Annotated in this window: 21 protein-coding genes; 12 read left to right on the plus strand and 9 right to left on the minus strand. The window is 63.0% G+C overall.

The annotated features are described in order from the left end of the window. The first annotated feature begins 157 nt into the window (after positions 1-157). The 4 genes from ASR47_RS08025 (at position 158) to ASR47_RS08035 (ending at position 2,387) form a co-directional block, all read left to right on the plus strand. On the plus strand, positions 158-811 hold the full coding sequence (locus ASR47_RS08025; RefSeq protein ID WP_065307235.1) for an outer membrane lipoprotein: 654 nt from the start codon (positions 158-160) through the stop codon (positions 809-811). A gap of 151 nt (positions 812-962) precedes the next feature. Next, a complete protein-coding gene (locus ASR47_RS08030) occupies positions 963-1,220 on the plus strand; it encodes a hypothetical protein (RefSeq protein WP_065307236.1) in 258 nt (85 codons plus the stop codon). A 174-nt stretch (positions 1,221-1,394) separates the two neighbouring features. Continuing rightward, positions 1,395-1,541, plus strand: a complete 147-nt coding sequence (locus ASR47_RS26955; RefSeq protein ID WP_121670992.1) for a lmo0937 family membrane protein — start codon at positions 1,395-1,397, stop codon at positions 1,539-1,541. A gap of 210 nt (positions 1,542-1,751) precedes the next feature. Next, a complete protein-coding gene (locus tag ASR47_RS08035) occupies positions 1,752-2,387 on the plus strand; it encodes a YiaD family glycine zipper/OmpA-like lipoprotein (RefSeq protein WP_065307297.1) in 636 nt (211 codons plus the stop codon). A 69-nt stretch (positions 2,388-2,456) separates the two neighbouring features. Here the strand turns inward: ASR47_RS08035 and ASR47_RS08040 are convergent, their stop codons facing one another. After that, complete coding sequence (locus ASR47_RS08040; protein WP_065307237.1) at positions 2,457-5,285, minus strand: M16 family metallopeptidase; 2,829 nt, start codon at positions 5,283-5,285, stop codon at positions 2,457-2,459. Positions 5,286-5,495: 210 nt separating this feature from the next. Between ASR47_RS08040 and ASR47_RS08045 the strand changes: the two genes are divergently transcribed. From ASR47_RS08045 to ASR47_RS08055, 3 genes are all read left to right on the plus strand, one after another. Beyond that, positions 5,496-5,753: a hypothetical protein gene (locus tag ASR47_RS08045; protein ID WP_065307238.1), complete on the plus strand. Its 258-nt coding sequence runs from the start codon at positions 5,496-5,498 to the stop codon at positions 5,751-5,753. A 77-nt stretch (positions 5,754-5,830) separates the two neighbouring features. Then, the gene (locus tag ASR47_RS08050; RefSeq protein WP_065307239.1) at positions 5,831-7,378 is read left to right on the plus strand and encodes a TerC family protein; all 1,548 of its coding nucleotides are present in this window, start codon (positions 5,831-5,833) and stop codon (positions 7,376-7,378) included. A gap of 80 nt (positions 7,379-7,458) precedes the next feature. Beyond that, entirely contained in the window at positions 7,459-8,040 is a 582-nt protein-coding gene (locus ASR47_RS08055; RefSeq protein ID WP_065307240.1) for a DUF3617 domain-containing protein, read from the plus strand. Here ASR47_RS08055 and ASR47_RS08060 read toward each other — a convergent pair. Beyond that, positions 8,028-9,143: a porin gene (locus ASR47_RS08060; RefSeq protein ID WP_065307241.1), complete on the minus strand. Its 1,116-nt coding sequence runs from the start codon at positions 9,141-9,143 to the stop codon at positions 8,028-8,030. The genes ASR47_RS08055 and ASR47_RS08060 overlap by 13 nt on opposite strands. A 312-nt stretch (positions 9,144-9,455) precedes the next feature. On the opposite strand from ASR47_RS08060, the gene ASR47_RS08065 reads away from it, so the two are divergent. The 4 genes from ASR47_RS08065 (at position 9,456) to ASR47_RS28330 (ending at position 13,584) form a co-directional block, all read left to right on the plus strand. Beyond that, on the plus strand, positions 9,456-11,564 hold the full coding sequence (locus tag ASR47_RS08065) for a site-specific recombinase (protein ID WP_065307242.1): 2,109 nt from the start codon (positions 9,456-9,458) through the stop codon (positions 11,562-11,564). 11 nt (positions 11,565-11,575) lie between these two features. Then, entirely contained in the window at positions 11,576-12,952 is a 1,377-nt protein-coding gene (cls, locus tag ASR47_RS08070; RefSeq protein WP_425402723.1) for a cardiolipin synthase, read from the plus strand. 104 nt (positions 12,953-13,056) lie between these two features. Further along, positions 13,057-13,302 (plus strand): type II toxin-antitoxin system ParD family antitoxin, encoded by a 246-nt coding sequence (locus ASR47_RS08075; RefSeq protein WP_065307244.1) that lies wholly within the window; start codon positions 13,057-13,059, stop codon positions 13,300-13,302. A 99-nt stretch (positions 13,303-13,401) separates the two neighbouring features. Then, a complete protein-coding gene (locus ASR47_RS28330; protein ID WP_217270543.1) occupies positions 13,402-13,584 on the plus strand; it encodes a type II toxin-antitoxin system RelE/ParE family toxin in 183 nt (60 codons plus the stop codon). 16 nt (positions 13,585-13,600) lie between these two features. Here the strand turns inward: ASR47_RS28330 and ASR47_RS08085 are convergent, their stop codons facing one another. The 3 genes from ASR47_RS08085 to ASR47_RS08095 are packed head-to-tail and all read right to left on the minus strand — an operon-like array spanning position 13,601 to position 16,074. Then, positions 13,601-14,419, minus strand: a complete 819-nt coding sequence (locus ASR47_RS08085; protein WP_065307245.1) for a metallophosphoesterase family protein — start codon at positions 14,417-14,419, stop codon at positions 13,601-13,603. A 1-nt stretch (position 14,420) separates the two neighbouring features. Further along, complete coding sequence (locus ASR47_RS08090; protein WP_065307246.1) at positions 14,421-15,368, minus strand: diacylglycerol/lipid kinase family protein; 948 nt, start codon at positions 15,366-15,368, stop codon at positions 14,421-14,423. Continuing rightward, positions 15,349-16,074, minus strand: a complete 726-nt coding sequence (locus ASR47_RS08095; RefSeq protein ID WP_065307298.1) for a phosphatase PAP2 family protein — start codon at positions 16,072-16,074, stop codon at positions 15,349-15,351. Before ASR47_RS08095 ends, ASR47_RS08090 begins: the two co-directional genes overlap by 20 nt. Positions 16,075-16,245: 171 nt before the next feature. Here ASR47_RS08095 and ASR47_RS08100 point away from each other — a divergent pair, with 171 nt between their 5' ends. Further along, positions 16,246-16,470, plus strand: a complete 225-nt coding sequence (locus ASR47_RS08100; protein WP_065307247.1) for a hypothetical protein — start codon at positions 16,246-16,248, stop codon at positions 16,468-16,470. Positions 16,471-16,666: 196 nt separating this feature from the next. On the opposite strand, the gene ASR47_RS08105 is transcribed toward ASR47_RS08100, so the two are convergent. From ASR47_RS08105 to ASR47_RS08120, 4 genes are all read right to left on the minus strand, one after another. Beyond that, positions 16,667-17,734: an AI-2E family transporter gene (locus ASR47_RS08105; protein ID WP_065307248.1), complete on the minus strand. Its 1,068-nt coding sequence runs from the start codon at positions 17,732-17,734 to the stop codon at positions 16,667-16,669. Positions 17,735-17,838: 104 nt separating this feature from the next. Then, entirely contained in the window at positions 17,839-19,020 is a 1,182-nt protein-coding gene (locus ASR47_RS08110) for a DUF1501 domain-containing protein (protein WP_065307249.1), read from the minus strand. 13 nt (positions 19,021-19,033) lie between these two features. Continuing rightward, positions 19,034-20,560, minus strand: a complete 1,527-nt coding sequence (locus ASR47_RS08115; protein ID WP_425402724.1) for a DUF1800 domain-containing protein — start codon at positions 20,558-20,560, stop codon at positions 19,034-19,036. Between the two features lie 94 nt (positions 20,561-20,654). Next, positions 20,655-21,557 (minus strand): LysR family transcriptional regulator, encoded by a 903-nt coding sequence (locus ASR47_RS08120; RefSeq protein WP_065307251.1) that lies wholly within the window; start codon positions 21,555-21,557, stop codon positions 20,655-20,657. Positions 21,558-21,570 lie beyond the last annotated feature (13 nt).

Genomic DNA, 21,570 nt, shown 5'->3' on the forward strand with positions numbered 1-21,570 from the left:
TTAGCCTACGGTGCCGCCTTGGCCCTGTATGTACGGTGACGCACGGAAGCGAATCACGTGGCGACGCACACTCGGCTTTCAAACCAACAACAAGATTCAGGCCAGGCCTTCCCGGAGCCAGCCATCCAGATACACTCAATTAAAACAGGAGCACTTCATGACCACTACCACCAAATCCTTGCATCCACTTATCCTGGCGGCCGCCGTCGCGGTCGTGCTGTTTTGCGGCGTCGGCACGGCGGCCCTGATGGGCTGGCTGCCCACTTCGGACAGCCGCGAAGCCCAGCCCCTGAGCAGCGCCGCCTCCAGCGAACAGCTGGCCAGCCTGCAAGCGATCGCGCCGCCGGCCGGCACACAGCCGCTGGCCGCCCTGCCCCAGCAACAGCCATTGGCCGTGCAGCCAGCGCCGGTACAGCGTCCGCAGCCGCAGCCCGAACCTGAGCAATACGCGGCCGCGCCTGCGCCCGCACCGAAGGTCTGCAACAACTGCGGCGTGATCGAATCGATCAATGAAGTCAACACGCGCGCTTCGGGCAGCGGCGTCGGTGCCGCTGGTGGCGCGGTGGTCGGCGGCTTGCTGGGCAACCAGGTGGGCGGCGGCCATGGCAAGCAGCTGGCCACCGTGCTGGGCGCCGTCGGCGGCGCCGTGGCCGGCAACCAGATCGAAGGCAGCGTGCGCGCCACGCGCAGCTATAACATCGTCGTGCGCCTGGACAACGGCAAGACGCGCACCGTGCATCAAAGCGCCGCGCCGAACTGGCGCCAGGGCGACCGCGTACGCGTAGTCAACGGCGGCCTGCGCGCAGGCTAAGACCATCAGCTCTCGTTGCTGATTGAACACACGCCCGGCCAGTCCGGGCGTTTTCTTTTTGATCATGTTCGTTCGCGCACAGATGAGACTGTTGCAACAGGAGATGATGCACTCAGGAAATTTAAAAAGTGACTCATACAAGGAGGCGGACGTGGACAATAACAAGGCTGGCAACAAGATATGGCTGAGCTTTATCGGCGGCGGCATGCTGGCGACGCTACTGGGCTTCTGCGCGCTGGACCTCGCTCCCGGCGGCGCGGCCGCCCCCGTATTCGGCGTGATGCTGCTGCTGACCGGCGGCATGCTCAGCTGCCTGGCCGGCGCCGTCGGCATGGCAGGCATGCTGGCCTGGCTGCCAGGCATGGCGGAAGCGGAACATGCCAATGTGCAAGGAAGTGCAAATAAGTAGGCGTTGTGTACGACACCGTACAGATAGTTTTGGCAGCAAAGTAGACAATGCGTCATGGCATCAGCGTTTTGCAGGGAGTGTCACTCCGGCAGCAACGCAAATGGCAAATAAACCGATGGCGGTACAGGTACACCACCTCGCTGTCATCCACACATTACTCACGGAGGACACATCATGCTCTATACAATCGCAGTAGTACTCATCATTCTCTGGCTGCTGGGCCTGGTTACTTCCTACACCATTGGCGGCTTCATCCACATTCTGCTGGTCGTGGCAGTGATCATGATCCTGTTGCGTCTGATTAGCGGGCGCGGCCTATAGAGGCTGCGGCCGGCTGGTCTTGATGCTGGCGGCGGCGCACGTGCAAACGGGCGCCGTCTTTGCATCTGCGCAGGCACTGGCAAGACCGGCTTTTTTACAGTAACGTGTGCGGGTAATCCCCCGGGTATGTCCATAACAACATCAAGCAACACAAGGAGAAACTCCATGAATCCATTCAAAACCGGCCCTGGCGCCAAGTCCGTGATCGCCATGCTGGCCCTGACGGTCGCCGTTTCCGGCTGTGCCGACATGTCATCCACGCAACGCGGCACCGCCACTGGCGCCGGCATCGGCGCCGGCCTGGGCGCTCTGATCGGCGGCACCACCGGTGGCGGCAGCAGCGGCCGTACGGCTGGCGGCGCCCTGCTGGGCGCGGCTGCAGGCGCCGTAGTCGGCAATATCTGGTCGAACCGCATGGAAAACCAGAAACGCACGATGGAACAAGCCACCCAGGGCACCGGCGTGCAAGTGACGCAGACGGCGGACAACCGCCTGAAAATGGAAATTCCAAGCGACATCTCGTTCGACACCAACCGCGCCGATATCAAGGGCAACTTCCGCCCCATCCTCGACCGCTTTGCCGCCACCCTGAACGAGAACCCGAGCACTACCGTGAGCATCATCGGCCACACGGACAGCACCGGCAGCGCCTCGATCAACGAGCCGCTGTCGGTCGAACGCGCCGCCCACACGCGTGACTACCTGGCCATGCGCGGCGTCTCGCCGACCCGCATCGTGGTCGAAGGCCGCGGCGCACGTGAGCCGATCGCATCGAACGCCGACAACAGCGGCCGCGCCCGCAATCGTCGCGTGGAAATTTATGTGGCTGAACTGGCGCCACGTTAATTTCCCGCAGCACCAATAAAAACAGCCGGACCATCCACATGGCCCGGCTGTTTTTTTACGTGCAACGGTTTATTTCGCGGTCGCCGCCTTCGCGCCGGACTCTTTCGCCACCTTGGCAAAATCGCCCGCCGTCACCACCGACACCGCTTCCGGCTTCAGGTAGTCGCGCAGCGCCTGGTTCACCTGCGCCACGGTGAGCGACGCCACTTTCGCTTCCAGGTTCTTGTCGTAGGCCATGGTACGCCCGTCCGACAGATAGCTGGCCAGTTCGCGCGCCAGCGGACCGTCCTGGGTGCGGCCGACTTCCTGCGATTGCAGCCAGCCTTTTTTCGCTTCCGCCAGCTCCGCTTCCGTAAAACCGTCGGCCAGCACCTTGGTGATTTCCTCGCGCAGCGCCGCTGCCACCTTGACGGCGTTTTGCGGTGCGCTGATGGCGTAGGCCATCCAGTAGCCGGCTGGCTCATGCACCGGCACGCTCAGCTGCGAACCGACACCGTACGACAGGCCCTCCTTCTGGCGGATGCGGTCGGCCAGGCGGCTGCGCAGCGCGCCACCACCGAACATGTGATTGGCGATCACCAGCGCAGGATAAGCGGCGGCGTCATCTTTCAACGGCACCGGCGCGACGGCGAACAGCACGCTGTTGGCCTTGTCCGGCGTTTCCAGGCTGATCTTTTCGCCACTGACGGGCTTGACGGCATCGGCAATGCGCACATACGGCTGCGCCGCTTTCCAGTTGCCGTACAGCTTGGCCAACTGCGCTTGCAAGGCCGGCGCGTCGAAGTCGCCGACGGCGGCCACGGTGGCGCTGGAGGCGCCATAGTAGCCGGCATGGAAGGCCCTCACATCGGCCACGCTGACGCTTTTCAAGGCGGCCAGTTCAAGCGGCAGCGGATCGACATGGCGGACGTGGCCGGCTGGCGTGGCGTCGATCAGGCGGCGCAAGGCATTCACGGCCAGCGGCTGCGGCTCGGGCATCTCCTGCTCGGCACGGCCGACGCGCTCGCGCTGCAGTTCCATGAATTCGGTTTCCGAGAGGGCCGGTTTTTGCAGCACTTGCGCCAGCAGGTCCATCGCGGCCGGCAGGTTTTCGCGCTTGCCCATCAGGAATGCCGTCACGCCTTCGGCGTTGCCACTGACATTGAACTGCATGCCCAGCTGGTCGAACTTGTCCTTCACTTCCTGGCGCGTCAGCTTGTCGGTGCCGCGCAACAGCAGATTGGCCGTGTAGCCGCCCACGGCCGACTTGCCGGCCAGGCTGTCGGCACTGCCCAGCTTCAATTTCAGCGCCACACTGACCGTGCCACCCTTGGTTTTTTTCGGCAGCAAGGCGCCCTTCATGCCATTGGGCAAAGTAAAGCGCTGCGTGCGCGCTTCGATATTGTCGGGGCTCGGATCGAACACCTCGCCTTGCGCCACCACCGCGCGGCCGGTATAGCCGGCCAGCTGCGGCGCCACGTCGGCATACGCCGGCACTGTGGTGCGGTCGGGCGTGTCGGTGGGAATGAAGCGGCCTACGGTGCGGTTCGAGCTCTTCAGGTATTTTTCAGCGGCCGCCTGCACTTGCGCCGTGGTGACCTTGTCGAGCTGGTCGCGCTGCAGGAAGAACAGGCGCCAGTCGCCCGCGGCCAGCGATTCGGTCAGCGCGATGGTCAGCCGGGCCGTGTCCGACGAGGCCAGTTCGATCTGCTTGGCCAGGTTCTGCTTGGCGCGCGCCACTTCGGCGTCCGTCAGTGGCTGCGATTTGAGGCCTTCGAGCACATTGAGCATGGCCGCCTGCGCCGCATCCAGGTCGCCGTCCTTCGGTACTACGGCACCGAACAGGTTGTAGCCGGGCTCCAGGGTGCTGAAGGAATTGTTGATGATCTTGCTGGCCAGCCTGGTTTCCACCAGGGCCTTGTGCAGGCGGCCCGCCGGCGCGCTGCCCAGTACCTCGCCCAGCACGTCGGTGGCGACCGACTCCGGATTGCCGGCCGGCGCCACGTGGTAGCCCACGCCCACCAGTTGCGTGCCACCGCTGCGGCGCACCGTCACCGAGCGCTCGCCATCCTGCACCGGCTCGGCCGTGTAGGTCGGTTCGATCACGCGCGCCGGTTTCGGAATCTTGCCGAACAGCTCGTTGATCTGTTTCAGGACCCTGGCTTCATCGAAGCGGCCGGCCACCATCAGCACGGCGTTATCGGGCTGGTAGTACTTGTGATAAAAAGCACGCAGGCGCGCAATATTGACCTGCTCGATATCGGAACGCGCACCGATGGTCGATTTGCCGTAGTTGTGCCAGTCAAAGGCGACCGCCTGGATGCGCTCGCTGGTCACGCGCAGCGGATTGCTCTCGCCCATCTCGAACTCGTTGCGCACCACCGTCATTTCACCCTTGCCGGTCGTCGGATTCCACAGGTCGTTCTGGTCGATGGCGGCGTTGACCATGCGGTCCGCTTCCAGCGCCAGCATCTGGCGCAGGTTGTCGTCGTTGGCCGGGAAGGTCGCGTAGTAATTGGTGCGGTCGAACCAGGTGGTGCCGTTGAACTGGGCGCCGGTCGAGTTGAGGATCTCAACCGGGGTCTTGCTGCCTTTCTTGATGCCGAAGTGGGCGCTGGGCTTGAACAGCAGGTGTTCCAGCAAGTGGGCCATGCCGGTCTCGCCATAGTTCTCATGGCGCGAGCCGACCAGGTAGACGATATTGGTGGTCAGGGTGGGTTTGCTGGCATCAGGAAACAGCAGCACGCGCAAGCCGTTGGCCAGCTTGTATTCGGTAATGCCTTCGACCGACGTGACCTTGACGGTGGCCGCCGACGCACCGGCTTTCTGGGTTTTCGCGGCGGGCACGGGCGTGGCGGCCAGCACGAAGGATGGCGACAAAATGCCGGCGGCAAGCAAGAGAGCGGTTATTGGTTTCAAAGCGTGGTCCTGGTAACACTGCGTTATAAGAAATTGTTACTAAAACGCAATTTACGACAAACTTATCAATTCCGCAAGCCACTGGTCACGGACCGGTCATCATCGCGTGCTATACTTGATCGCTCCAGAACTATCTGCCTGTATATGAGACGAGCTCTCGTCCTGCTCTGCCTTTTTGTTTTCATCGCTTTGCCCCAGGCGTTTGCCAGCATGGCGTACGCCAGCCCTTCCCCATTCCAGCACGCGGCCAGCGCCGGTTGCCCTGACGCGCACGCACATGCCGATTCCGTCTCCGGCGCCGCCAGCGACAGCTGCGACGCCGAAGAATGCGACAACGACCCCATCACCCTGTATCCCGCATTTCGCCAGGCGGTTCCTTTTTGCGCCATCATCTGGCAGGCGGGACCCGGCGCACTTGCCGAAGCGGACGTGTGGCAGGCCATGCGCCCGCCACGCGTTCGCAGCTGAAGCATCGATCACCGTGATGCCCGGGGTTGTGCCGCCGGGCAAGCTTGAAACTTTTTGACTTTACAAGGTAAACCACAATGGAATGGTTATTTGACCCGACAATCTGGGTCGGCCTGCTGACGCTGGTCGTACTGGAAATCGTGCTGGGTATCGACAACCTGATTTTTATCGCCATCCTGGCCGAAAAGCTGCCACCGCACCAGCGCGACAAGGCGCGCGTGCTGGGCCTGACCCTGGCCCTGGTCATGCGCCTGGGCCTGCTGTCGCTGATCTCCTGGCTGGTGACGCTGACCGCGCCGCTGTTTTCGGTCTGGCAATTTACTTTTTCGGGACGCGACCTGATCTTGCTGGTCGGCGGCCTGTTCCTGCTGTTCAAGGCCACCACCGAGCTGCATGAGCGCCTCGAAGGCGTGACGCACGCGGCCACCGGCTCCAAGGTCTACGCGGGCTTCGGCCTGGTGGTGGCGCAGATCGTCGTGCTCGACGCCGTGTTCTCGCTCGACGCGGTGATCACGGCGGTCGGCATGGTCGACGAACTGGGCGTGATGATGGCCGCTGTCATCATTTCCATCGGCGTGATGATGCTGGCCTCGAAATCGCTGACGCGTTTTGTCAATGCGCATCCGACCGTGGTGGTGCTGTGCCTGAGCTTTTTGCTGATGATCGGCCTGTCGCTGATCGCCGAAGGCCTGGGCTTCCATATCCCGAAAGGCTATCTGTACGCGGCCATCGGTTTCTCGGTGGTGATCGAGTTCTTCAACCAGCTGGCACGCCGCAATTTCCTGAAATTGCAATCGACCACGCCGCTGCGCGACCGCACCGCGCAAGCCGTGCTGAGCCTGTTGGGTGGCCGCAAGGGCCGCGAGGCGGTTCAAGAAGATGAAGTCCAGGAAACCCCTGACATCTCGGCGTTTGGCGTCGAAGAGCGCAATATGGTCAGCGGCGTGCTGACCCTGGGCGAACGCTCGATCCGCTCGGTGATGACGCCACGCGGCGACGTGTCGTGGGTCAATCTGAACGACAGCAGCGAGAAGATGTTGAAATTGCTGCGCGACACGCCGCACAGCATGATCCCGGTCTGTAACGACGATCTCGACAATGTGGTGGGCCTGGCGCGCAGCAAGGACCTGATCGAAGACCTGGTTTCGCACGGCAAGATCGATCCGGCCAATATGCGCGAAGCGATCGTGGTGCCGGAAGCGGCCGGCGTGCTCAAGGCGATGGAAACCCTGAAACGCTCGCGCGGCCAGCTGGTGCTGGTGGTCGACGAGTTCGGCACCGTGCAGGGCGTGCTCACGCCGATCGACATTCTCGAAGCGATCGCCGGCGAGTTTCCCGACGAGGACGAACAGCCCGATGTGGAAGTGCTGGGTCCGGGCCACTGGCGCATCGATGGCGCCACCGACCTGCATTATCTGGAGCAAGTGTTCGATACCGAAACCCTGGTCAGCGAAGACGGCGAATACAATTCGCTGGCCGGCTTTTTGCTGGCGCATTTCGAGAACATGCCGGCCGTCGGCGAAGTGCTGGAACTGAACGATTTGCGCTACGAAATCGTCGAAGCGGACGAGCGCCGCATCGCCTGCATCGACGTGCGCCGCATCGAGCCCGATCACAGTCTGTAATCACAGTTTGTAACAACCGGGCAAGCGTGCGCCGCCTGCCTTCGCGTATGCTGGGGTCTGCCTTTTCCGGAGACCCCGCCATGCATCGCACTCTTTCCCGCCTCACCGTTCTCGCCTGCGCGGCCCTGGTTTGCCAGGTTCCAGCACACGCCAAGGACGCCCCGCCCCCGATCAAGCCCGGCCTGTGGCAAATCGACAGCAAGATGGCCTCGCCCGACGTCGCCACCGACAGCGCCATGAACATGGTGCTGCAGCAGCTGGGCAATTTGCCGCCCGACCAGCGCAAGCAGCTCGAAGCGATGGCCGCCAGCCGCGGCATGGCCATGCCCACCGTCGGCGCCGATGGCGCGGTGCGCGTGACGGCCTGCGTGACACCCGAGATGGCGGCGCGCCAGCAGATTCCCACCGGCCAGCCGGGCGACTGCAGGTCAAACAATGTGGCCGTTCCCGGCGGCATGAACGTGTCGTTTACTTGCGAGTCTCCGAAGTCCAGCGGCACCGGCAAGGTGAGCTTCCAGGGCGACCAGGCATTTACCATGCAGTTGAATGCGACCACCAGCGCGCGCGGCACCCAAGAACAGGTCAATGTTTCCAGCAGCGGCAAGTGGCTGGGCGCGACTTGCCCGGCTTCCGCAACCTCGCCGGCGGCTCAGAAACCGTGACGGAAACCGAGGTTGAAGGCGGCGTCGCCACGGCCGCCGTCGCTGGCGTTGCCCACCGTATAGCGCGCGCCGTTCTTGTTGTGGATTTTCGCGTAGGACGCATAGAAGTCGCTGCGTTTTGACAGCGCATAGGTGACGCCCAGCGCGATCTGGCTGGCGTCGCGGTTGGACAGATCGCGGTCATCCTTGCGCACATACGAGGCGAGCACATTGAAGCCATGCACCGGCACCGACACGCCGAGCAGGGTGTCGCGGCTGTCCGACGACGACATCGACAGCGCCAGCGAGCTGTAGGCGTTGCTCGGGTCCCAGGGCGAGCTGCCATAGCCCTTGTTCATGCCGACCGCGGCAAACGCCGTGGCCAGGCCCAGGTCGAGGTTGGCCGCCACCAGGGTGTTGCGCGCCGACATGTCAATCGCCGGCACCGTGCCCGCCGCCTGGATGAAGTTGTTCTTGCGCTGGTGCGACACACTGACATTGACGGCGCCGGCCGAATAGCCGAGCGTGGCGCCATAGGCACGGTTCTGCGCGCGGCTGTAAGGCGATTCGCCAAAGCTGTAGATGGCGGCGGCGCTGACGCCGCGCAAGGCGGGCGAGGCGTATTTGACGGTGTTGTCGTAACGCTTCGCGCCATAACCGGCCAGGTTGCCGGCGCTGCCGGCCATGCCGCCCTTGAACGGGTCGGCCACATCGGCGAGCGCGGCGTATTGCAGGTTGTACTGGCGGCCCAGGGTCAGCGCGCCGAGCCGGCTGTCGAGACCCACATAGGCCTGGCGGCCGAACAGGCGGCCGTCCTCGGACTGGCCCGTATCGTTCTGCACACCGGCTTCCAGCGTGTAGACGGCGGCCACGTCATTGCCCAGCGCTTCGCGGCCCTGTACCCCCAGACGCGAGCCGGAGGCGACGCCGCCGGAGACCTTGTTAGCGCCGCAATTGAGCGCGCAACCGCGCTCGGCCACCACGCCAGCGTCGAGCACGCCATACACGGTGGCGCCGCTGCCGGTGGCATTGCCAGGCGCACTGCTGGTTTCGGCCTGCGCGCACAGCGCAAACGGGCCTATCCCTATTCCCATCACCACTAGCGCAAGGTACGAGGTCTTCATGATAACTATCTCGGTAATGTCAGGTAAAGTTGCCGGTACCGATCAGGACACGCGCAGTTGTGCCTGACCCACTATTACCTTATCCCCGTCTTTGCGCAAGCGATCTGTGCGATGTACAACAGAAAGCAAATGCTCGGCGTCGCCAACTGGCAACAAACCTCGCAATTGCTTTATATCAACGCTGATTGCAAAACAACAAACGTCTGTTTCTGTCCGGTTCGCCAGTCTTTGCGTTCGCTGCCGCACGTTGCATGATCTTGCGCAGAAGGTACACTACGGGTTTTACCGACAGCGGCCCGCCCGTTTTTCTGCATGCTAGCTATCCTCGAACGCATTGATCCCTACACCAGCAATATCGATTTGCTGGTCGAATTATTTAATTCATTGCGTCCCAAGCGCCCCCACGACAACGCCACCGCCATTGCCAATGTGCGCACCTTGCGCCAGTTGCTCAAGGGCAATCCGGCCCAGGCCCGCGCCCTGCACGAATACGTGCTGCGCGTGCTGGCCGCGCGCCGCCACGCCAGCCTCTACACCGATATCGGCGTACTGTCGAACAGCGGCTTTTTTACCGAATTGAAACGCCGCATCGCCTACCGCATGCTGCCGCCGGCCCTCGGCGACGAATACCTGAGCGACGCGCTCGACCAGGTGCTGTACCTGGAAACCGATCATCTGTGGATCAGCAATGTGCCGGCCATCGACTGGCTCGAACTGCTCGACGTGCTGACGGCCGAAGAAATCGAACTGGCTGTCGGCGACGGCAACATCATGCTGCCCGGCATACTCGACGCCATCCGCACCCTGTCCTACCGCGTCTGCGCCATGGGCCTGGAACCGGAACTGACACGCTTTCACAACGAAATCGAAGTGTTCCAGTCGCCGTTCATGGTGCAGAACACCGAAGTGAACGCCTACCTCGACGCCTACACCCAGCTGCTGCAAGGCAGCCTGGAGCACATCGAGGACGCGCGCCACCTGCTGGTGATGCTGGACCAGTGCGACGCCGTGATCGCCAAGATCCGCAAGAAGGCCTTGTACCAGGGCACCAGCATTCCGCTGACCTACTTACTGGTGGCGCTGGCGCAAAGCATCGACCGCCTGCGCAAGCTGCTGTTCCTGGTCGACACCAGCGGCGAGCTGCCCGGCTCGGTCAACGTCGATATCGCCGCCATCACTTTTGATGCCACGCCGGACCTGATCGATGCGCGCCCCGTCAGCCGCCGCCGCGCGGGCGCCGTGGCGCTGGCGCTGGAACTGATACGCGCACACAACCACAAGTACAAGGTCAGCGACCTGTTTACCGACAATATCAACTTGCTGGCGCGCAATGTGACGGAAAACGCCAGCCGTACCGGTGAGCACTACATTTCTGAAAACCGCCGCGAGATGGGCGCCATGTTCCTGTCGTCGGCCGGCGCCGGCGTCATCATCGGTTTCATGGCGCTGTTCAAGATATTGATGTCATATCTGCGCTCGGCGCCACTGGTCGAAGCCTTCATGTTCAGCATGAACTATTCGATCGGCTTCATGTTCATCCACTTGCTGCACTTTACGGTGGCCACCAAGCAGCCGGCCATGACGGCCTCGCGCATTGCGGCCGGCCTGCACAGCAAGGATGGCCGCAATATCGACCTCGACAGCATGGCCGAGCTGATCACCAAAGTATTCCGCACGCAAAACATGGCCGTGCTGGGCAATATGGCCACGGCGATTCCCACCGCCTGGCTGATCGCCCTGGGCTACCACGCCATCACCGGCCACCACCTGGTGTCGCCCGAGAAAGCCATGCATTTGCTGCACGATATCGATCCGATCGGCAGCCCGGCGATTTTCTACGCCATGATTGCCGGCGTCTGCCTGTTCGTGGCGGGATTGATTTCAGGCTACTATGACAACCAGGCGCTGTACACGCGCTGGGCCCAGCGCATCGCGCAGCTGCGCGGCCTGGGCCGGGTGATCGGCCAGGAACGGCTGCAGCGCTTGGGCTTGTACCTGGAAAATAATCTGGGCGGGCTGATGGGTAACTTCTATTTCGGTATCCTGCTGGGCACCATCGGCACCCTCGGCTTCCTGCTGGGCTTGCCGATCGATATCCGCCACATTACCTTTTCCGCCGCCAACTTTGCGACAGCGCTTGTCGGACTCGACCACAATATGAGCTGGCAACTGGCCGTCAAGTCGCTGTCCGGCATCTTCGCCATCGGCACGGCCAATTTGCTGGTCAGCTTTGGCCTGGCGCTGTGGGTGGCGCTGCGTTCGCGCCAGGTGCGCTTCAAGCATGGCTTGCAGTTGCTGAAAATCCTCGGCAAGCGTTTCCTGAAGTCGCCGATCGTGTTTTTCTTTGGTTCCAAAAACCCGCCGCCCCTGGCGCTGGCCGATGAAGTGCTGGATCCCTTACCGTTAAAAGGCCAAAAATGAGCGCCAAGCGCATGCAACCCTGTCTTACCGCCCTCCTGCTGTGCTGGACCCTGGTTGCATGCGCCTCGCTGCCCGACGTCAAGAACCTCAACAATGAACTGGAACCGGTGGCCACGCCCAAGGTGGTCAACGGCAAGGGCGCCTTGCTGAACGTCAACAGCCGCGCCGCCCTGCTCAACAAGCGCTGGGCCAAGTCCGGCATGGACCTGAAAACCCAGGCCGCGCTGGAAGAGGCGGCCACCGGCGTGCCGCTGATCAAGGGCAACAAGGTGACCTTGCTGTTCGACGGTCCGCAGACCATGAAGGAAATGCTCAAGGCCATCACCGAAGCCAAGTCCACCATCAACCTGGAAACCTATATCTTCGACCAGGACCCGATGGGCCTGAAATTTGCCGATGCGCTGATCGAAAAGCAGCAGTCGGGCGTGACGGTCAACATCATCTACGACAGCGTGGGCACCCTGGGCGTGCCGCAGGCGTTTTTCGACCGCATGCGCGCGGCCGGCATCCACCTGGTGGCCTTCAACCCCGTCAATCCCGCCAAGCTCAAGGGCGAAGACTGGAAAATCAATAACCGCGACCACCGCAAGGTGCTGATCGTCGACGGCAAGATGGCGTTTACGGGCGGCATCAATATCAGCAACACCTATTCGAAAAGCTCGCTGTTCCGCTCCAAGGCCAAGCCGTCCGACAAGAGCGACGTCGGCTGGCGCGACACCCACGTGAAAATCGAAGGCCCGGCCGCGGCCGCCTTCCAGTGGCTGTTCATCCGTACCTGGGCCCAGCAGGACCAGGCCGACCTGCCCGACGCGCCCTACTTCCCCGCCATTGCCGAAATGGGCGACAAGCTGGTGCGCGTGGTGGCCAGCGAACCGGGCGGCGGCTTCGAAATCTACAAGGCCTATATCCTGGCGATCCAGGAAGCGAAGAAATCGATCCATATCACCTCGGCCTATTTCGTGCCGGACAAGCAGACCGTGGACGCGCTGGTGGCCGCCGCCAGACGCGGCGTGGACGTCAAGGTGGTGTTGCCTGGCGTGTCGGACAGCGGCCTGGTGTTCCACGCAGGACACGCCCTGTACGACCAGCTGCTGGCCGGCGGCGTGCGCATCTATCACCTGAAACTGGCGGTATTGCACGCCAAGACGGCCGTCATCGACGGCGCCTGGTCCACCGTGGGATCGACCAATATCGACATGCGCAGCTTCCTGCATAACAGCGAGCTGAACGTGGTAGTGCTCGGCGACAGCTTCGGGCGCGAAATGGAAAACGCCTTCCAGGAAGACTTGCGCGATTCGGAAGAAATCACCAGGGCCAAGTGGGAATCACGCCCCTGGGCCGACCGCATGAAGGAATGGGCGGCGCAGTTCATGCATTATTGGCTCTGAACCGTGGCCCTGTCACTGCTTACTGGACATCTCAGCTTATTTGCGCTATATTGCACCAATAGTATGACAATCATCGCATCATGGCTATTATCGGGAGTTTCAACATGAGCACAGTGCGCAAGACCATTACTTTGACGGCCAAACAGGACGACTGGATCAAGGCGCAGATCGAGGCCGGCCGTTACACCAACGACAGCGAATACATCCGCGACCTGATCCGGCGTGAACAGGAACGTAGTGCCGAACTCGATGTCATCCGTGCAGCATTGATGGAAGGTGAGACGAGCGGCGAGCCGCGACCTTTCGATGCAAGCGCGTTCAAGCAAAGGATGCTGGCCGCGCATGGCTGAGTATCGGCTCACGCCGGCCGCCGCGCAGGATCTGGAAGCGATCTGGATCCATACAGCCCAGCGCTGGAGCGTGGAACAGGCCGGCCGCTTACCGATATCATGACGGCCGCCTTTGCCAGCCTGGCGCGCTCACCGAGGACCGCACCGGCATGCGACCATATTCGGCCAGGCTATCGCCGCCGCAGTGTCGAGCAACACATGATTTATTTCCGCATCACACCCTACGGCATTGCCATCGTTCGCATACTGCACCAGCGCATGGACGCGCCGCGCTATCTGTAAGCAAGGACAGCCGGTTTCACAGCGGCCGCATGCTGGCCCACACCCCGCCCGTGCGCTGGAACGCCTCGGTGCTGACTTTCTCGAAGTTGGCCCTGTCTTCACTCCAGCTGTAGCGCTCGACGCGGATGCTGTCCTCTTCGATACGGATCACATTGAACGAGTTCGACTCGCCCCGCCCGCGCGTTGACGTGGCGGTGCCTGCCTGCACCATCAGCGCCGCGTAGCCATCGATCTTGTAGCGGTTCGAGGTATTGCCGGCCGCGCTGGCATGCAGGTGGCCGGCCAGCAGCAGGTCGACGCCGCATTCCGAAAACATCTGCAGCGCTTGGGGCGCGCGGTCGACCAGATCGTCCTTGTCGAAGTTGTCGGGCAGGTCGAACGGGTGGTGCGTGACGATCACCCGCGTCAGGCCTTGCGGCAAGGCGGCCATCCTGTCGCGCAGGGCGGCGATCTGCTCATGGCTGACCCGCCCATCCTTGAAGGTCAGCGAGCGCGCCGTATTGATGCCCAGCACGGCGACTTCATCGTCGACATATTCGGGCGACAGATCGTTTGTCACATAGCGCTGGTACTTTACCAGCGGCGTCAGGAAGCGGCTGAAAATGTTATACAGCGGCACGTCGTGGTTGCCTGGCACCACGATCTGCGGCCCCGGCAGGCTGTCCAGGTAGCCGCGCGCGGCCTGGAATTCGGCGCTGCGGGCGCGCTGGCTCAGGTCGCCAGAAACCACCACCACGTGCGGTTCAAGCTGGTCGATGAGTTTGCGCAACGGGGCCAGCAGGGCCTGGTCGACCTTGCCGAAATGCAGGTCGGATAAATGGACGATGGTGCGCATGTCAATGCTCCTCTACGGGTACTGGCGCCGGCACGATGACGTCGAGCGCGGCCGGGCGGATGCGGTATTGCAGCGGCGTGTTCATGACCGTCACTTCACCATCGGTGGCCACGCGCAGGCGGCGGTGGCGGGTGGCGATTTCCACCGCGGTGGTGGTCAGCACATCGAAATCCTTGGCCTGGCTGAGCTTGCCGAACAGCGCATGCAGGGCCAGCCTGAGCAAGCCCATGCGGCCCGGACGCTGCGCCACATACAAGCTGAGCTTGCCGCCGTCGAGACGCTCGCGCTCGCCGATGTTCAGGCCTTCCATCAGGTATTCGTTATTGCCGATAAACACAAACGGCGTGCGCCGCGCATGCACCTTGTCGTTCAGGCTCAGCTGCACGCTGAGGAAGGGATAGCGGCGCAGCGCCGCCACCAGCGCCCAGCTGAAGGCCAGCCATTTGCCGCGCCCCAGACGGCGCTGCTGCTTTTCACGGTCGCGCACGATGTCCGGATACAGCCCCAGGCTGGAATTGTTCAAAAAGATGCGGCCATTGACCTCCCCCACGTCGACCTGGTGCTTCACGCCGCGCGCGACGTTGGCGATCGCGTCGTCGAGTGCGAGCGGAATGTTCAGGTCCTTGGCGAAATGATTGAGCGTGCCCAGCGGCAGCACGCCAAACGGCGTGCCGCTGCCGACTACCACCGAGGCCACCGCATTGATGGTGCCGTCGCCGCCGCCGGCCACCACGATCGGCGCGCCGTCCCTGAGCGCCTGTTCGGCGGTGGCGATCATTTCCTCGCCGCTCTGGGCCAGGGTGATGGCGGCGTCGAGGCCGACGCCGGCGAAAGTCGCTTCCAGTTGCTGCGCCCAGTCCGGTGCGTAACCGCATCCGGCACCGGCGTTGATAATGACTGCGACCTTGGTTGCCAGGATATTCCCCTTCTTATTGTGTTTGACGTACATGCCGGCGGCGGCGCAGGGTCGATACCCCCGCGATGCAGATCGCCAGCCAGCCATAGCTTTCCGCCATCGCCGCCAGCACATCGCTCAGGTAGTGCGCGCCCAGGTAGATGCGGCTGAAGCCCACCAGCGCGGCCATCGCAAAGGCGGCCAGCACGATGACGATGCGCCGGCGCCATTGCCGGGGATCGAGCTGGCACACCAGGTAGGCGCCCAGCAGCCCGTACAGCGCCGTGGCGGTGGCGGTATGGCCGCTGGGAAAGCTGTAGGTACTGAGCGCAGCGAGCAATGGTTCCTCGAAACTGGGCCGCGCGCGGCCGAAAATATACTTTAACAAAACGTTCAGAAACATGACGCCCGGCATGGTAATGACCAGGGTGAACAGCCAGTAATGGGCGCCCTTGCGGTGCAGATACCAGGCAAACAGGCAGGCGAGGGTAATGGCGCCGATCACGCTATGCATGTGCGTGATCACCAGCAAGCACCAGGTGACCCACGCAATGGCGTTCTGGTTGAACCAGTGCGCCACCTGCTGGTCGATCACGGTGATCTGTTCCATGCCCATCACGGCTTCGGCGATCTCGTGGAACACCACGATGGCGATCAGCATCAGCACCACGCCCACCGTCATATGCAGGCCCAGTTCGCCTTCGGGCGACAGCCGCGCCTCGACAAAACGGCGCAGCCGGGTGCCCCAGCCGGTGGTCATGCTCGTGTCATTGTTGTGCGGCAAACTAGATTCTCCTGGTGTTGTGCGGCATGATCAAAAAAACCACAGCCAAAAAAAATACACTGTTTATCCATACAGTAGCTGTGTTTTCATACAGTAGTTGTGCTATTCTGATGACTCGTTCAACACATCTCCCTCAAAGGAATTGTCATGGCAACATTGAATAGCGGTTTTGGCTCACGGTTCGGCCTGGAATACGCCCCAAGCTCCTTCCTGGTCCGCATGGGCAAGCGCGAAATCCTCGTCTGCCGCGACTTTCGCAAGCGTTTTTACACCGTCAATCCTTTGATCGAGTGCGGCACGGGCATCGAACCGGGCTATGTTGAAGTGCTGCTGATGCGCCGCTGGCTCCTCATCCTGTCCAAGGCGCATTAAGAGACTGGCGACAGTCTCTCCCGGCCGCGCCCACAGCATACGGTACTGGTCAGCAGCATGCTGACCACCCCCTCATTACCGTGCGCCGGGCGGCGTGGCCGGGCTGGCAGGTGTTTTCTGCCCAGTCGCCCGCACAGGCTTTCCGGGTCTCTGCCCGCCGTTTTTACGCTTTGCGCTTTTACATGCATGCCACAGCTTAACTTAAGGGCATGACAGTATCGCCCGATACATAGGCCTCATGCCACAAGGTCACAAACAGCACCATCACCACCGGGCCGATAAACAGGCCCACCAGGCCCAGCGTTTCCACGCCGCCCAAGATACCGAACAGCACGGCAAGAAACGGCAAGCGGGTGGCGTTGCCGATCATGCCGGGACGCACAAAGTGATCGGCCACGAACAGCACCATGGTGCCCCAAACAGCCACGCCGATGGCGCCCGGTATGCTGCCCTGCATGGCCAGCAAGGCCGCCGCGCTGGCATAGGCCAGCGGTGCGCCGAAGGGAATGATGGCCAGCACGCCGGTGGCAAACGCCCACAGGGCCGGCGACGGCAGGCCGGCCAGTGCATAGGCGATGCCGATCAGCACGCCTTCGGCCAGGCCCACCAGCACCAGGCCGTTGACAGTGGCGCGGATGGCGGTCGGCACTTTCTGCGAATAGCGCAGCCAGCGTTCCGGCTGCAAATAATGGCTGCCGATGCGGGTGATCTGGCGCGTCAGCGCTTCGCCATCCTTGTAGAAGAAAAACAGGCACAAAAAGGCCAGGCCGAAATCGACCAGGCGGTGCAGCATGTCGGCGCCGAGGATTTTCACCAGGTCGCGCGCCGAATGAAAGCCGCCCACGGCGCTGCCGGACAGCACATGGGCCAGGCCGTGGGGCTGGTTCAGGGTCACCTGCCACCAGTCGTTGATGGCGTTGCCGGCCAGCGGAATGCTGGCCACCCAGCCAGGCACGGGCAAGCCGTCGGCATTGGCGCGCATGAGAAAATCGGCCAGCACCGGCACTTCGCGCGCCGCCTGCGCCACGCCCAGCATGACCGGGATAATGAAGATGCAGGCCGAAGCGAGGGTCAGCAGCGCCGCCGCCAGGATATGCCGCTGCCCCAGCGCGGCGCGCAGGCGCGCGTACAGCGGCCAGGTCGCGACGCATAAAATGCCGGCCCAAGCCAGTGGCAAAAAAAACCGCTGCATCACGAACGCCGCCAGCGCAATCAAGGCCAGGGAAAAGCCTGCGCCGACCAGGTCGCGCCGGGTATCAGTCATACTGCTCCATTCCGCCCCGCGCCGCCTTGCGCGAGCGGCCGGGATTATCTACGCGCCGATTGCGCAGCCGTAGCGTAACACGGCGCTTGCCTTTCCAACACGCTCTACACCAGCCCCAGGTCGACCGGTTTGACACCGGCAAACACGCGCTCCAGCTGGGCCGTATTCAAGCCGAAAGTGCGCTGCAGCAAACCGCCCAGCACTGCGCGGTATTCGTTGAGCACCGGCATGTCGCGATTCTGGAACAGATTGGCCTGCGTGATCGCCACTTGCTGGCCCACCACCTGCTTGCCGTGGATGGAGCCGCCGAGCACCCAGAACACGCTGCCGTGGCCATGGTCGGTGCCGCGGTTGCCGTTTTCGCGGAAGGTACGGCCAAATTCACTGACCACCACCACCACGGTATTGCGCCAGCCATCGCCCATTTCCTGGGCGTAGGCGGCCAGGCCGCGTCCCAGTTCCTCGAAGCGCCCGGCCAGGTAGCCGGTCGATGCGCCCTGCCCCACATGGGTATCCCAGCCGCCCACGTCGACAAAGCCGAGGTTGTACTTGTCCTTCATCAGCAGCGCAATGCGCTGCGCTTCGAGCTCAAAACCCTTGGCGCTGATGGCGTTGCGGTTGGCCTCCGTCATTTCGCCGATCAGGCCCTTGGCCACGTCGTCGCGCACCACGAAGCCTTCGCTGACCGGCCCCTGCAGGGCGGTGCCCTTGTACATGGCGGCAATGATCTGGCTCTGGCGCGCGTCGATGCCGGACTTGCCCACCGAGCGCAGCGCCATGTTCGGCACCTGCAGGCCGCCCTGGAAAATCAATGGCAGCTGGTCGGTAAAGGCGATGGCGCCCTTGGCGTTCAGGGTCTGCGCCAGGCGGTTCAAAAAGCCCGAACGGAAATCGCGCCGTCCGGCCAGGTCCTGGCCCAGCTCGATGCTGTCCTGGGTCTCGAAATGGCTGCGCGACAAATCGGTGGTGCCGGCAAACGGAACAAAGGCCGCGTCGCCGCTGGTGTACAGCGGATAGATGGTGTCGCGCAGGACCGGATGCAGCGCCCAGTCGCCGTTCAGCGGCAGCGCGCCATTTTCCGCGCCCGGCTTCGGGATGGCGATATTGGGCCGCGAAGCATAGTAAAAATCGCTGCCGATCGGCACCAGCAGATTGTTGGCGTCATAGCCGCCACGCAGGAATACAAACAGCAGTTTGGCATCGGTGGCAGGCGCGGCCAGCAGGCCGCCGGCGGCGCCGAACAAGGGAGCGGCGGCCAGCGCTTTCAACAGGTCACGACGGTTCATGGTGGTTCTCCGGTTAGCGGTGCATCATTTCTGGCGATGACAGTAAGAATGTGTTCCACTCCTGCGGCGTACCGGCCTGCTGCAGGGCCTGTCTTGTGGCCGGGCTCAAGGCCGGCTCGATGCTCTGGAAATACACGGCGCTGGACAGTTGCGGAAAGGCCGGCTTTTCCAGCGGCTGCGGGCCATCCGTCTTGAACAGGCCGGCGCTGCCCGAGGCGATGGTGCGGGCAATGTCAAACCGCGTCGTCATTTGCCCCGGGCTGGCCCAGGCGGCATCGGACAGCGGGTAGCCGTCGGGTGTCTGGCGGCCATACAGGGGCTCGCCCATGCGCGACAGCCAGCCCAGCATCGGACCGGCGTTCAGAATCGGCTTGTCGTCATAGGAAAGGCGCACGGCCGACACCACATAGTGCATCGGGTCCTTGAACTTGCGGCCCAGCGATTGCCTGAAGGCCTCGCTGGCAAACAGGGTCTGCAGCACGTCGGCGATATCGCCATCGGTTTTCTGGAACGTTTGCGCCATGCTGGCCACCAGCGCCGGCGGCGGCGTGTCGCCGACAAAATACTGCGCCAGCTTGCCGCTGATAAAGCGCGCGGTGGCCGGACTGCGGCTCAAACGGTCCAGCGCCTCGTCAAGCTCGGCCAGGCCACGGCCCTTGACGGGCTGGCCAAGAAACTGCTTGTCGCCATAATCGTGGCGGTTCGGGTTGAATTCGAACAGGCCGCGGCGCACATACTGGGCCTGCAGCGCCGGCTTGACCTTCGGCGTCTCGGCGCCGAGATTGACACCAACGCCGGTCAGGATGCGCGCCAGCTCCTGCACGTCCTTCTGGCTGTAGCCGCCATTGACGCCCAGGGTATGCAGTTCCATCAGCTCGCGCGCATAGTTTTCATTGATGCGGTTGGCGGCGTTCGCTTCATTGTCGAGGTAGCGCAGCATGGCCGGATGGTGCACGGTGGCGGCCAGCAAATCGCGGAACTTGCCCAGCGCATGCGGCGCGATGGCCTTCATTTCATAGTCGCCGACCATGGCGCGCAGGTTGTGCTTGCCCTGGTGCACGCTGAAATGGTTGAGCCAGAACCAGCTCATCTGCTGCTGCAGCTGGTTCGGCGAATACACGTCCAGCAGCAGCGAGCGCGTGGCCGCCTCGCGCGCCAAGCGATTGAGTTCCTGCTGGTAGTCTTTCTGCGCCTGCTGCTTGGCCGTATCGTCCATCACCGCATTGGAATCCTTGCGGCGCTGTTCGGTGGCCATCACCAGTTGATCCATCGGCGTCTGGCTGATGGTCATGGCGTCAATCTGCGCCTGTATCGCGGGCGGCAGCACGGCCTTGCCGGGATGCAGTTGCGCCTGCAGATAGCGCTCCCAACCCTGCTGCCGCAGCTGGCGCACGCTGCCGGCATTGATGCCCCAGGTAATGCGCTGCTGCATGGCCAGCGCCTGTGCCGGCGTCGCGGACGGTAACGGTTCGGTGGTGGTGCTGGCGCATCCGCCCAATACCGCACCGGCAAGCAAAATCGTCAGGAGTTGCTGTCGCATGGCCATTCCTCAAGCGGTTTGATCAGAAGCGCAAGCTTACGCCCGCTTCCAGCGCCGCATCATTGCCAATTGCAACGAGATGTATGAGAAATGATCAGCTTAACAAGCTGCATTGTTCTCTGAGAAAGTCGCGCAGCTGCAGCACCACGGGCGTCACTTGCGCGCGGTGCATGCACACCAGGTGCAAGGGCGCGGCCTCGCCGGCCACCTCCGGCAGCAGCGCCAGCAAGCGGCCGGCCGCCAGGTCGCCATGCAGATCGAGCCGCGATTTATAGGCCACGCCCAGGCCTGCCACGGCCCAGCGGCGCACCAGTTCGGCATCGTCGGCACTGCGGTTGCCGCTCACCTGCACGCTGACCTGCTCGCGCTGCGGCAGGCGGTAAAACGTCCAGCGGTCGTGCAGGCCGTCTTCGAGCGCAAAGCGCAGGCAGTTATGCCGCGGCAAGTCGTCCAGTGACAGCAAGGGACCGTGTTGCTGCAAGTAGGCGGGCGACGCCACCAGCACGCGGTCGTTGGCCGGCGCGACCGGCATGGCGATCAGCGAAGAATCGTCCTGCTCGCCATAGCGTATCGCCACGTCGACCTGCTGGCGCACCATGTCGGCCAGGCGGTCGCTCACGCTCAGCTGGTAATGCAGCTTGGGATGGCGCCGCTGGAAGGCATCGAGCCAGCCCAGCAGCATATTGCGGCCGAGGTCGGACGGCATGGCAATTTTCAAGGTTCCGCCGAAACTGTCCTTGCCGGCCGCCAGCGCGTCGCTGCCCGCGCGCAGCCATCGCAGCGCTTCGCGCGCATGCTCCAGGTATTGCGTGCCTTCGGCCGTCAGGCTCAGCGAGCGCGTGGTGCGCACAAACAGACGCAAGCCCAGTTCCCCTTCCAGGCGCTTGACGGCCGCGCTGGCCAGGGCCGGCGAAATGCCGATCTCGCGCGCCGCCGCCGACAAGCTGCCGCGGTCGGCCGTGCGCACAAATACCTGCAAATCATCGAGGCGCAGCAATTTTCAATATTCC

The sequence above is a fragment of the Janthinobacterium psychrotolerans genome (assembly GCF_001677885.1).
GTDB lineage: Bacteria > Pseudomonadota > Gammaproteobacteria > Burkholderiales > Burkholderiaceae_D > Janthinobacterium > Janthinobacterium psychrotolerans.

Excerpts from the sequence above, each read along its gene's own strand:
- ASR47_RS08025 (WP_065307235.1), top strand. The coding sequence starts at position 158 with ATGACCACTACCACCAAATCCTTGCATCCACTTATCCTGGCGGCCGCC.
- ASR47_RS26955 (WP_121670992.1), top strand. The coding sequence starts at position 1,395 with ATGCTCTATACAATCGCAGTAGTACTCATCATTCTCTGGCTGCTGGGC.
- ASR47_RS08035 (WP_065307297.1), top strand. The coding sequence starts at position 1,752 with ATGCTGGCCCTGACGGTCGCCGTTTCCGGCTGTGCCGACATGTCATCC.
- ASR47_RS08045 (WP_065307238.1), top strand. The coding sequence starts at position 5,496 with ATGGCGTACGCCAGCCCTTCCCCATTCCAGCACGCGGCCAGCGCCGGT.
- ASR47_RS08050 (WP_065307239.1), top strand. The coding sequence starts at position 5,831 with ATGGAATGGTTATTTGACCCGACAATCTGGGTCGGCCTGCTGACGCTG.
- ASR47_RS08055 (WP_065307240.1), top strand. The coding sequence starts at position 7,459 with ATGCATCGCACTCTTTCCCGCCTCACCGTTCTCGCCTGCGCGGCCCTG.
- ASR47_RS08060 (WP_065307241.1), bottom strand. The coding sequence starts at position 9,143 with ATGAAGACCTCGTACCTTGCGCTAGTGGTGATGGGAATAGGGATAGGC.
- ASR47_RS08065 (WP_065307242.1), top strand. The coding sequence starts at position 9,456 with ATGCTAGCTATCCTCGAACGCATTGATCCCTACACCAGCAATATCGAT.
- cls (WP_425402723.1), top strand. The coding sequence starts at position 11,576 with ATGCAACCCTGTCTTACCGCCCTCCTGCTGTGCTGGACCCTGGTTGCA.
- ASR47_RS08075 (WP_065307244.1), top strand. The coding sequence starts at position 13,057 with ATGAGCACAGTGCGCAAGACCATTACTTTGACGGCCAAACAGGACGAC.
- ASR47_RS28330 (WP_217270543.1), top strand. The coding sequence starts at position 13,402 with ATGACGGCCGCCTTTGCCAGCCTGGCGCGCTCACCGAGGACCGCACCG.
- ASR47_RS08085 (WP_065307245.1), bottom strand. The coding sequence starts at position 14,419 with ATGCGCACCATCGTCCATTTATCCGACCTGCATTTCGGCAAGGTCGAC.
- ASR47_RS08090 (WP_065307246.1), bottom strand. The coding sequence starts at position 15,368 with ATGTACGTCAAACACAATAAGAAGGGGAATATCCTGGCAACCAAGGTC.
- ASR47_RS08095 (WP_065307298.1), bottom strand. The coding sequence starts at position 16,074 with ATGACCACCGGCTGGGGCACCCGGCTGCGCCGTTTTGTCGAGGCGCGG.
- ASR47_RS08100 (WP_065307247.1), top strand. The coding sequence starts at position 16,246 with ATGGCAACATTGAATAGCGGTTTTGGCTCACGGTTCGGCCTGGAATAC.
- ASR47_RS08105 (WP_065307248.1), bottom strand. The coding sequence starts at position 17,734 with ATGACTGATACCCGGCGCGACCTGGTCGGCGCAGGCTTTTCCCTGGCC.
- ASR47_RS08110 (WP_065307249.1), bottom strand. The coding sequence starts at position 19,020 with ATGAACCGTCGTGACCTGTTGAAAGCGCTGGCCGCCGCTCCCTTGTTC.
- ASR47_RS08115 (WP_425402724.1), bottom strand. The coding sequence starts at position 20,560 with ATGCGACAGCAACTCCTGACGATTTTGCTTGCCGGTGCGGTATTGGGC.